Source organism: Streptomyces sp. NPDC087440 (assembly GCF_044744005.1).
GTDB lineage: Bacteria > Actinomycetota > Actinomycetes > Streptomycetales > Streptomycetaceae > Streptomyces.
On sequence record NZ_JBIUXN010000035.1, the window covers coordinates 57,036 to 68,264 of the forward strand.

General features: G+C 71.4%; 7 protein-coding genes. 3 read left to right on the forward strand and 4 right to left on the reverse strand.

Translation table 11 applies throughout. From position 1 onward, the window contains the following. Positions 1 to 29 precede the first annotated feature (29 nt). The 4 genes from ACIO3O_RS40890 to ACIO3O_RS40905 all read right to left on the reverse strand — a co-directional run bounded on the left by ACIO3O_RS40890 (position 30) and on the right by ACIO3O_RS40905 (position 7,438). Positions 30 to 3,020 (reverse strand): bifunctional [glutamine synthetase] adenylyltransferase/[glutamine synthetase]-adenylyl-L-tyrosine phosphorylase, encoded by a 2,991-nt coding sequence (locus ACIO3O_RS40890; protein ID WP_401755470.1) that lies wholly within the window; start codon positions 3,018 to 3,020, stop codon positions 30 to 32. Positions 3,021 to 3,740: 720 nt separating this feature from the next. Then, on the reverse strand, positions 3,741 to 4,679 hold the full coding sequence (locus tag ACIO3O_RS40895; protein ID WP_401755473.1) for a phosphatase PAP2 family protein: 939 nt from the start codon (positions 4,677 to 4,679) through the stop codon (positions 3,741 to 3,743). An 85-nt stretch (positions 4,680 to 4,764) separates the two neighbouring features. Beyond that, positions 4,765 to 5,784 carry a LacI family DNA-binding transcriptional regulator gene (locus tag ACIO3O_RS40900; RefSeq protein WP_401755475.1) on the reverse strand — a complete coding sequence of 340 codons (1,020 nt, stop codon included), beginning with the start codon at positions 5,782 to 5,784 and terminating at the stop codon, positions 4,765 to 4,767. Between the two features lie 25 nt (positions 5,785 to 5,809). Continuing rightward, positions 5,810 to 7,438, reverse strand: coding sequence for an alpha-amylase family glycosyl hydrolase (locus ACIO3O_RS40905; RefSeq protein ID WP_401755478.1), 1,629 nt, complete (start codon positions 7,436 to 7,438; stop codon positions 5,810 to 5,812). 322 nt (positions 7,439 to 7,760) lie between these two features. Between ACIO3O_RS40905 and ACIO3O_RS40910 the strand changes: the two genes are divergently transcribed. From ACIO3O_RS40910 to ACIO3O_RS40920, 3 genes are read left to right on the forward strand one after another with little or no spacing between them, the layout of a single operon-like run. After that, on the forward strand, positions 7,761 to 9,035 hold the full coding sequence (locus ACIO3O_RS40910; RefSeq protein WP_401755481.1) for an extracellular solute-binding protein: 1,275 nt from the start codon (positions 7,761 to 7,763) through the stop codon (positions 9,033 to 9,035). Between the two features lie 6 nt (positions 9,036 to 9,041). Continuing rightward, positions 9,042 to 10,085, forward strand: coding sequence for a carbohydrate ABC transporter permease (locus tag ACIO3O_RS40915; RefSeq protein ID WP_401755484.1), 1,044 nt, complete (start codon positions 9,042 to 9,044; stop codon positions 10,083 to 10,085). Then, the gene (locus ACIO3O_RS40920) at positions 10,079 to 10,954 is read left to right on the forward strand and encodes a sugar ABC transporter permease (RefSeq protein ID WP_401755498.1); all 876 of its coding nucleotides are present in this window, start codon (positions 10,079 to 10,081) and stop codon (positions 10,952 to 10,954) included. Before ACIO3O_RS40915 ends, ACIO3O_RS40920 begins: the two co-directional genes overlap by 7 nt. Positions 10,955 to 11,229 lie beyond the last annotated feature (275 nt).

Genomic DNA, 11,229 nt, shown 5'->3' on the forward strand with positions numbered 1-11,229 from the left:
GGCGCCACCCCGTTCCCGCCCCGCATGTCTCACGCCCCGTAGAAGAGGTCCTCCATGACTGCCCGCGCCCTGCGCGTCATGCGGCGGTAGTCGTCCAGCATGTCGCCCACGTGGCCCTCTCCGTAGCCCAAGTAGCGGCCCATCGCCGCCAGTTCGCGGCCGTCGGAGGGGAAGGTGTCCCCGGCCCGGCCGCGCACCAGCATCACTCCGTTGCGGACGCGGGAGGCCAGGACCCACGCGTCGTCCAGGATCTGGGCCTCCTCGGCCGGGATCAGGCCCGCCGCGTGCGCCGCGCGCAGGGCTTCGCGGGTGCGGGTGGTGCGCAGGCCGGGTTCGGCCCAGCCGTGCTGCATCTGGAGGAGCTGGACGGTCCATTCGACGTCGCTCAGGCCGCCCCGGCCGAGTTTCGTGTGGAGGGTGGGGTCGGCGCCGCGCGGCATGCGCTCGGACTCCATCCGGGCCTTCAGGCGGCGGATCTCGCGGACCGCGTCGTCGCCCAGGCCCTCCGCCGGGTAGCGCAAGGGGTCGATGAGGTCGACGAAGCGGCGGCCGAGGTCCACGTCGCCCGCCATGGGTTCGGCACGGAGGAGGGCCTGGCTCTCCCAGACCAGCGACCAGCGGCGGTAGTAGGCCTCGTAGGACTTCAGGGAGCGGACGAGCGGGCCACTCTTGCCCTCCGGGCGCAGGTCCGCGTCGATCAGCAACGGCGGGTCCGAGGTGGGGAGTTGGAGCAGGCGGCGCATCTCGGCGACGACCTTGTTGGCTGCCTGTGCCGCCTCGTGGTCGTCGACGCCCTCACGGGGTTCGTGGACGAAGAGGACGTCGGCGTCGGAGCCGTAGGCGAGTTCGTGGCCGCCGAAGCGGCCCATGCCGATGACGGCGAAGCGGGTGGGGAGTTCGTCGCCCCACTGGGCGCGGACGGCCGCGCGCAGGGCGCCGGCGAGGGTGGCCGCATTGAGCGCGGTGACCGCGCTGCCGACGCGGTCGACCAGGGCGCCGGGATCGGATTCCGCCGGGCTGTCCTCCGTACCGTACGAGCCGATGATGTCGGCGGCCGTGGTGCGGAAGAGTTCGCGGCGGCGTACGCCACGGGCCGCCGCGACGGCCGCCTCCGCGCCGTCCGCGCGGCCGACCGCCGCCAGGACTTCCTGCTCCAGGTGCTCGCGGGTGCGCGGGGTGAGGCCCTTGGGGTCGCCGAGGATGGCGACGGCCTCGGGGGCGCGCAGCAGGAGGTCGGGGGCGAGACGGCCGGCGGACAGGACGCGGGCCAGGTTCTCCGCCGCCGCGCCCTCGTCGCGCAGCAGCCGCAGGTACCACGGTGTCTTGCCGAGCGCGTCGGAGACCTTGCGGAAGCCGAGCAGGCCCGCGTCCGGGTCGGCGGAGTCCGCGAACCAGCCGAGCAGCACGGGGAGCAGGGTGCGCTGGATGGCGGCCTTGCGGGTGACGCCGGAGGAGAGGGCCTCCAGGTGGCGCAGGGCGCCGACCGGGTCCGCGTAACCGAGCGCCTGGAGGCGCTGGCCCGCCGCACGCGGGCTCAACCGGGCCTCGCCCGGGGCGAGTTGGGCCACCGCGTCGAGCAGCGGCCGGTAGAAGAGCTTCTCGTGCAGACGGCGTACGACGGAGGCGTGCCGCCGCCACGCCTGCTGGAGCTCGGTCACCGGCTCCCCGCGCAGCCCCAGCGAACGGCCGAGACGGCGCAGGTCGCCCTCGTCCTCCGGTACGAGATGGGTGCGGCGCAGCCGGTAGAGCTGGATGCGGTGCTCCATCTTGCGCAGGAAGCGGTACGACGCGTCGAGCTGGGCGGCGTCCGCCCGGCCGACGTACCCCCCGGCGGCGAGCGCCTGAAGCGCTTCGAGGGTGGTCCCGCTGTGCAGGGACGCGTCACTCCTGCCGTGCACCAACTGCAGGAGCTGTACGGCGAATTCGACGTCCCGCAGCCCGCCCGGACCGAGCTTGAGCTCGCGCTCGACCTGACCGGCGGGGATGTTGTCGACGACCCGGCGGCGCATCTTCTGCACGTCGGAGACGAAGTTCTCGCGCTCGGCGGCCTGCCAGACCATGGGGGAGAGGGCCTCGACGTACTCCTCGCCGAGGGAGAGGCCACCGGCCACCGGGCGGGCCTTCAGGAGGGCCTGGAACTCCCAGGTCTTCGCCCAGCGGTGGTAGTACGCGACATGGCTGGAGAGGCTGCGGACGAGGGGCCCGTTGCGGCCCTCGGGGCGGAGGTTGGCGTCGACCGGCCAGATCGTGCCCTCCACCGTGGTCTCCGAGCAGATCCGCATGAGGTGCGAGGCGAGGCGGGTCGCGGCCCGCATGGCCTTGTCCTCGTCGACGCCCTCGATCGCCTCGCCGACGAAGATGACGTCCACGTCGGAGACGTAATTCAGCTCGTGGCCGCCGCACTTGCCCATCGCGATCACGGCGAGACGGCACAGGGCGGCGTCGTCGGGGGCGGCGCGGCGGGCGATGGCGAGGGCGGCCCGGAGGGTGGCCGTCGCGAGGTCGGCCAGCTCGGCCGCCGTCTCCGCCACGTCGGTGGTCCCGCACACGTCCCGTGCCGCTATCGACAGCAGGCAGCGGCGGTACGCGACGCGGAGGGCGACCGGGTCCTCGGCGACGGCGAGGTGCCGCTCGAACTCCGCCACCCCGGGGTGCAGGTCGGCGGCCTCGTACGTGAGGAGGGCGTGCCAGTCGCCGGGGTGGCGGGCCAGGTGGTCGGCGAGGGCCTCGGAGGCGCCCATCACCCCGAGCAGCCGGTCCCGCAACGGCTTCGCGGACACGAGGGTGCGCAGGAACTCGTGCCGCTGCACCTCGTCCTCCTGCGCCTCGGCGAGGCGGACGAGGCCGAGCAGGGCCAGGTCGGGGTCGGCGGTGGCGCCGAGGGCGTCGAGGAGGACGGGGTCGTGGCGCACGAGGGCGAGGGAGTCCTCGCCGAGGAGGCGCTCGGCGGTGGAGGGGTCGGTGAAGCCGTGCCGGATGAGACGGGTGAAGGTGCTGCTGCGGCGGCCTGGCACGGTCATGCGGGTCCCTTGGGCGGTGGGCGTGCGGGGGTACGACTCCTGAGCCTAGTCGCGCGGGCCGCTGGGGGCCCGGGGCCGGGCCCTGTTGACGGTGCGGTGCTGCGCTCAGCCTGCGGCTCCGCCGCGCGGGCTGTGCACCTCGCTTCCGCCGGGGGCGCACCCTAGGGGCGCGGGGAACTGCGCGCCCAGCCACGACGCACCCGCAGGGAACCGTCCAATAGCCGCGCGGCGAGCGCTTTAGGTGGAGGGGCGGGTCCGGGGCCTCTTCTGCCTGGGCAGGGCGGGGTCGCATGTCCGGTACGGGGGCGGGCCGGGGCCCTCTTGGACGCGCACCCGGCGCAGGTGCTCGGCCAGGGGCGGCACCCGGGTGAGCCGGGAGCGGGAGGGGCCGCCCCCTTGCCCGCCCGTCCCGCCCCCGGGGGGCGGCCCCGCCGCCCAAGGGGGCTACGGGGGAGGAGGGTGAGGGCGGCCCCGCCGCCAAGGGGGGGCTACGGGGGAGGGTGGGGAGGGCAGTCCCGCCGCCCAAGGGGGCTCGGGCGGAGTCCGAGGGGGGCGGGGCGGCGAGAGGCGGAGCCCGAGGGGGCCGAGTGGCCCGAGAGGGCGGGGTGGCACAGGGCGGAGCCCGAGGGGGCGGGGCGGCAAGAGGGGGGAGTCGAGGGGGTGGCTGTGAACCGTACGGGCGGACGGCCCCGGGAGGGGCAGGGGGCCCGGGAGAGAGGGTCAGGCGCGGGCCGGGAGGAGGCCTCGGCCCGGGCCGGAGGAGACCAGTTTGGGGAGGCGGTGGGGCAGGGACCCGTACCACGCGTAAGCCACCGCGTATCCGAAGGAGAGACAGAGGAGCCCCCCGACGGCGTCCAGCCAGAAGTGGTTGGCGGTGGCCACGATCACGACCAGCGTGAGGGTCGGATAGAGGAGCCCGAGGATCCGCGCCCACGGCGCCGACGCCAGGAAGAAGATCGTCAGCCCGCACCACGTCGACCACCCGATGTGCATCGACGGCATCGCCGCGTACTGGTTCGACATGTGCTTGAGGTCGCCCGACGCCATCGACCCCCACGTGTGGTGCACCAGCACGGTGTCGACGAACCCGCCGCCGTTCATGAGACGGGGAGGGGCCAGCGGGTACAGGTAGTAGCCGACCAGGGCGACACCGGTCGTCGCGAAGAGGATCGTGCGCGCCGCCGCGTACCGCCCCGGCTGCCACCGGTACAGCCACACCAGCACGCCGATCGTCACGATGAAGTGCAGCGTCGCGTAGTAGTAGTTCATGCCGACGATCAGCCAGGTCACGGAGTCGACCGCGTGGTTGATCGTCTTTTCGACGGCGATCCCGAGGTCGTTCTCGACCTTCCAGATCCAGTCGGCGTTGGCGAGCGCCTTTGCCTTCTGCTCGGGGACGGCGTTGCGGATCATCGAGTAGATCCAGTAGCTGACGAGGATCAGCAGGATCTCGAACCAGATGCGCGGCCGCCGCGGCGAGCGTACCCGCCCGGCCAGCGCGACGACGGCACGGCCCGCGCGGGCCAGGCGACCGGACGGCGCGGAGCCGGACGCACCGGCCCCGTCCTCGCTCACCTTGGGTGACGGAATGGTGGCACGCCTGCCCTGGTCGGGGCCTGCCTCCTGGCCTGCCTCGGTTCTCGTCGTCGCTTCACCCATGGCACGAGAGTCTGCCAGATCGTTATCCGCGCACGATCATCCCTCGGAGGGTTCTGGCCTGCCCGGTCTACGACTCAGGTACTACTCACTGCCGGGGACCGGAGGCCGTGGACCCCCGGACCACCAGCTCGGGCATGAACACGAATTCGCTGTGCGGCGCGGGCGTCCCGCCGACCTCTTCGAGCAGGGCCCGTACGGCCGCCTGGCCCATGGCCGTCACCGGTTTGCGGATGGTGGTCAGCGGCGGGTCGGTGAACGCTATGAGCGGCGAGTCGTCGAACCCGACCACCGACACGTCCTTCGGCACCTCAAGACCCAGCCGCCGGGCGGCCCGGATCGCGCCGAGCGCCATCATGTCGCTGGCGCAGACGATCGCCGTGCAGCCCCGCTCGATGAGCGCGGACGCGGCGGCCTGCCCGCCCTCCAGCGTGTAGAGGGAGTGCTGGATGAGCTCCTCGGCCTCCTCCGCCGACAGCCCGAGCCGCTCCTGCATGCTGGCCCGGAAGCCCTCGATCTTGCGCAGTACGGGAACGAACCGTTTCGGCCCGACCGCCAGCCCGATCCGGGTGTGCCCGAGCGCCGCGAGATGCGTGACCGCCAGCCGCATGGCCGCCCGGTCGTCCGGCGAGATGAACGGGGCCTGCACCTTCGGCGAGAAGCCGTCGACCAGGACGAAGGGCACGCCCTGGGCGCGCAGCTGCTCGTAGCGCTGCATGTCGGCGGTGGTGTCGGCGTGCAGCCCGGAGACGAAGATGATCCCGGAGACCCCCCGGGCCACCAGCATCTCGGTCAGCTCGTCCTCGGTGGAGCCGCCCGGCGTCTGGGTGGCGAGCACCGGGGTGTAGCCCTGGCGGGTCAGCGCCTGCCCTATCACCTGGGCGAGCGCCGGGAAGATCGGGTTCTCGAGTTCGGGGGTTATCAGCCCGACGAGGCCCGCGCTCAGCCGGCGCAGCCGGACCGGGCGCTCGTACCCGAGGACGTCGAGTGCGGCGAGTACGGATTCGCGGGTGCCCGAGGCAACACCGGGCTTGCCGTTCAGGACCCGGCTGACCGTCGCTTCGCTGACCCCCGCCTGGGCTGCGATGTCGGCTAGCCGTGCGGTCATGACCGTTGACCTTACCGGGCGCGTGTCAGATTGCCCACCAAGCGCAGGTATCGGCCGGGAGCACGACGCCCGTACCCGGGCCGTCCGCGACCTCGGCGGATGCGACCAGCAGCCGTCCGGGGGAGGGGAGTTCGACGGGGGCGGAGCCGGCGTTGAGGGTGCAGCGGAAGCCGTCCCGTACGAAATCGAGCAGCCCGTCCGCCGACGGCCGCCACCGCATCGCGCCGTCCCCGAGGCCGGGCAGTTCCTTCCGTACGGTCAGGGCCTTGCGGTAGAGCTCCAGGGTGGAGTCCGCCACGCCCTGCTGCGCCGCCGCGCTCAGCCGCTTCCACTCCTCGGGCTGCGGGAGCCAGCTGCCGCCGTCGCCGAATCCGTACGAGGGTCCCTCGGGTGTCCAGGGGAGCGGCACCCGGCAGCCGTCGCGCAGTCCGTCCTGGCCGTCGCTGCGGAAGAAGGACGGGTCCTGGCGGACGGCGTCGGGCAGGTCGCTCACCTCGGGCAGGCCCAGCTCCTCGCCCTGGTAGAGGTACGTGGAGCCGGGCAGCGCCAGCATGAGCAGCGCGGCGGCGCGGGCCCGGCGCAGGCCCCGCGCGTGGTCGTCGCCGCCGTAGCGGGTGAGGTGGCGTACGACGTCGTGGTTGGACAGCACCCAGGTGGTGGGCGCGCCGACCGAGCCGGTCGCGGCGAGTGAGGCGTCGATGACGGTGCGCATCGCCGCCGCGTCCCAGGGGCAGGTCAGGAACTGGAAGTTGAACGCCTGGTGCAGCTCGTCGGGGCGCACGTACAGGGCGAGCCGCTCGGCGGAGGGGGCCCAGGCCTCCGCGACGCCGATCCGCTCGCCGTCGTACGTGTCCAGGAGGCGGCGCCAGGCGCGGTGGATGGTGTGGACGCCGTCCTGGTCGAAGAAGGGCAGCACCTGGGAGCCGATCATCTTGGCCTGCTCGCGGGCCCCGATGTCCGGCATTCCGGCGGCCTTGACCATGCCGTGGGCGACGTCGATCCGGAAGCCGTCGACGCCTCTGTCGAGCCAGAAGCGCAGGACGGAGTCGAACTCGGCGTGCACGGCGGGGTCGTCCCAGTTGAGGTCGGGCTGCTGGGGGGCGAAGAGGTGGAGGTACCAGTCGCCGGGGGTGCCGTCGGGACGGGTGGTGCGGGTCCAGGCGGGGCCACCGAAGACGGACTCCCAGTCGTTCGGGGGGAGTTCGCCGTCCGTGCCCCGTCCGGGGCGGAAGTGGTAGCGGGTGCGCTCGGGGCCCTGGGCGAGGGCCGCGCGGAACCAGGGGTGCTGCTCGGAGGTGTGGTTGGGGACCACGTCGACGATGACCCGGATGCCCAACTCATGGGCGCGGTCGATGAGTTCGACGGCGTCGTCCAGGGTGCCGAAGAGCGGGTCGACGGCCCGGTAGTCGGCGACGTCGTAGCCGCCGTCCGCCTGCGGGGAGGCGTAGAAGGGGGTCAGCCACACCGCGTCCACGCCGAGGGCGGCCAGGTGCGGGAGGCGCTCGCGCACTCCCGGCAGATCTCCCACGCCGTCCCCATTGCTGTCGGCGAAGGACCGGACGTACACCTGATAGATGACGGCGTCGCGCCACCACCCCGAGGAGCCCGACGGGGCGGTGCGGGGATCGGTGGGGGGCGTGGGGCGGCGCGTCATGGGGACGGTCCCTTTCGTGCGGAGGCGGGGGCGAGGAGCGGGGGAGTGGGTCCGGCTCCCGGATCAACGCCGGGCGGGGCTGAAAGTAACCCGTCCTGCAAGTTCTTGCGAAGGTGACACCGAACACTTCCGAAAGCCCGCGAAACCCGCTCTGGCCTGTGAATCAAGGCATCCGACGGACACCGTCCGGTCTCGTGGCGGTAACGTCCGACCGCTTCTTGCAGAAATTTCCCGCAAACTCTTTCGGTCTTCTTTCAGGCTTGTTACGTTCCTCCACGACCCGGCGCCGCGACGGAGCGGTACGGCAGTTGAAGGAGTTCAGATGCGACGTGGCATAGCAGCCACCGCCCTGGTCGCGACCCTGGCGCTCGCGGCGACCGCGTGCGGCGGCGGCGACGGCGACAAGCAGTCCAAGGGCTCGGGCGGCGAGCTCTCCGGTGAGGTCACCTGGTGGGACACCTCGACCGTCGGCAGCGAGGACAAGGTCTTCAAGAAGATCGCCGAGGACTTCACCAAGAAGCACCCCAAGGTCACCGTCAAGTACATCAACGTGCCCTTCGGCGACGCCCAGAACAAGTTCAAGAACGCGGCGCAGGCGGGCTCGGGCGCCCCCGACGTGATCCGCTCCGAGGTCGCCTGGACCCCGGACTTCGCGGACCTCGGCTACCTGGCCCCGCTCGACGGCACCACCGCCCTGAAGAACGCGGACGACTTCCTTCCGCAGGCTGCGGCGTCCACGAAGTACAAGGACAAGACGTACGCCGTCCCGCAGGTCATCGACTCGCTCGGCATCTTCTACAACAAGAAGATGCTCAAGGAAGCGGGCGCGGACGTCCCCAAGGACATCCCCTCGCTGAAGGAGACCGCGAAGAAGGTCAAGGAGAAGTCCGGCAAGACCGGTCTCTACCTGCGCGGCGACGACGCGTACTTCTTCCTGCCGTTCCTCTACGGCGAGGGCGGCGACCTGGTCGACGCCAAGACCAAGACCGTCACCATCGACAACGCGGCCGGCGTCAAGGCCATGAAGGTCGCCAAGGACCTCGTCGACTCGGGCACCGCCAAGACGGACGCCACCGACGGCTACGAGAACCAGCAGAAGGCCTTCAAGGCCGGTGACGTCGCCATGATGATCAACGGTCCGTGGGCGCTCACCGACACCTACGCGGGCGAGCAGTTCAAGGACAAGTCCAACCTGGGCATCGCCCCGGTCCCGGCCGGCTCCGTCAAGCAGGGCGCCCCGCAGGGCGGCCACAACCTGGCCGTGTACGCGGGCTCCAAGAACCTCGACGCGTCGTACGCCTTCGTGGAGTACATGTCCTCGCCCGAGGTCCAGGCCCAGGTCACCAAGGAGCTGAACCTCCTGCCGACCCGCACCTCGGTCTACGCGCAGCCCGAGGTCGCCAAGAACGAGATCGTGGGCTTCTTCAAGCCGGCCGTCGAGAAGGCCGTCGAGCGCCCGTGGATCCCGGAGACCGGCAGCCTGTTCGCGCCCCTGGTCACCGAGTACACCAAGGTCCTCACCGGCCAGACCACGCCGGAGGCGGGCACCAAGGCCGCCGGTGACGCGTACCGCAAGCTCCTCAAGGGTTGGAAGTAACACCTGATGGCTGCCGCTGACACCGGTCGGCCGGTGGCGACGGCCGCGGGAGACGCCACCGTCTCCCGCGGCCCGAACCGCGAGGCCGGTCCCACGACGAAGGGCGCCGCGCCCGGGAGGACTCCGGGCAGGCTCCGCCGGTCCTTCTCCACCCACTGGTACGCCTGGACGATGGTCGCGCCCGTCGTGGTCGTCATCGGCGTCATCATCGGATACCCCCTGGTCCGCGGCGTCTACCTGTCGCTGACCAACGCCAACGAGCGCAACGTCGAGCGCTCGATCGGCGTGAACCAGCTGCCCGCCACGTACGAGTTCGTCGGTCTGGACAACTACCAGGACGCCCTGACCGGGGACCAGTTCCTGAGCACGCTCGGGTGGACGGTCCTGTGGACCGTCGCCTGCGTGTCGATCACCTTCGCGCTGGGGCTGGCGCTGGCCAACATCCTCAACCGCAAGATCGCCGGCCGGGCCTTCTACCGGATGCTGCTGGTCCTGCCGTGGGCGGTGCCGGGCTTCGTGTCGGTCTTCGCCTGGCGGTTCCTCTACAACCAGGACAACGGGCTCCTCAACAAGCTCCTCGCGGGCGGCGGCATCGACGCGGTGCCGTGGCTGAACGACCCGACGTGGGCCAAGTTCGCGGTGATCTCCGTGAACGTCTGGCTCGGGATTCCGTTCATGATGGTCGCGCTGCTGGGTGGACTCCAGTCCATTCCGGGGGAGTTGTACGAGGCTGCGGAGATGGACGGGGCCTCGCCCTGGCAGCGCTTCCGGCACATCACGATGCCGGGACTGCGGCCGGTGAGCACGACGGTGGTGCTGCTGTCGACGATCTGGACCTTCAACATGTTCCCGGTGATCTTCCTGCTCACCCGGGGCGGGCCCGGCGAGGCGACACAGATCCTCGTCACGCAGGCCTACAAGTTCTCGTTCGAGATCAGCCCGCGCGACTTCGCGCAGTCCTCCACGTGGGGCGTGCTGATCCTGGTGCTGTTGATGCTCTTCGCCGCCGTGTACCGGCGAGTGCTCCGTAAGCAGGGAGACGTCTGGTGACCACCTCTACTTTGGTGACGGGGCAGAAGGCCAACGTCCAGTTGCGGGAACGGCGGTCGCCGCTGGCCTCCTTCGGGCTGCACGCCACGCTGGTCGTCGCGTCGATCGTCGCCGTCTTCCCCGTGCTGTGGGTGCTGCTGACGTCGCTCAAGCCCGCGAAGTACGCGACGACCACGGACTTCGTCCGCGAGACGACCTTCGAGAACTACACGCGGCTGATCGGTGACACGCCGTTCCTGACGTGGTTCGGCAACTCGCTGCTGATCGCCGGGCTTTCGACGGTCATCGGTGTCTTCGTCTCGGCGACGACGGGGTACGCGATCAGCCGGTTCCGCTTCCCCGGGAAGCGGGGGCTGATGTGGACGCTGCTCATCACGCAGATGTTCCCGGTGGCCGTGCTGATCGTGCCGATCTACAACATCATGGCGAAGCTGGGGCTGCTGAATCAGCCCATGGGGCTGGTCATTACGTATCTGACGATCTCGGTGCCCTTCTGCGCCTGGATGATGAAGGGCTTCTTCGACGGGATTCCGCAGGAGATCGACGAGTCGGGGATGGTCGACGGGCTGACCCCGTTCGGGACCTTCTGGCGGCTGATCCTCCCGCTGGCGAAGCCGGGGATCGCGGTGACGGCGTTCTACTCGTTCATCACGGCGTGGGGCGAGGTGGCGTACGCGTCGGCGTTCCTGGTCGGGGACGAGAACATGACGCTGGCGGGCGGGCTGCAGAAGTTCGTGAACCAGTACAGCAGTCAGTGGGGGCCGATGGCGGCGGCGTCGGTGCTGATTGCGATTCCGGCGGGGGTGGTGTTTGTGTTCGCCCAGAAGCATTTGGTCAGTGGGATGACGGCGGGTGCCACCAAGGGCTGACACCGGAGGGCTCGGGCCTGCTGCCCCAGGCCCCCGAGCCCCCCGCCCGGCTCCCTGTGGCGGAGCCCCGCCCCCTGGGCTTCGCTCTGCGCCGTCCCGCCCCCTTGGGCGGCGGGACCGCCTTCCCCCGCTTCCCTAGCCGCCTTGGGCGGCGGGGCCGCCTCACCCCCTCTCCCTCGTCGCCTTGGGCGGCGGGGCCGCCCCCCGGGGGCGGGACGGGCGGGCAAGGGGGCGGCCCCTCCCGCTCCCGGCCCACCCGGGTGCCGCCCCTGGCC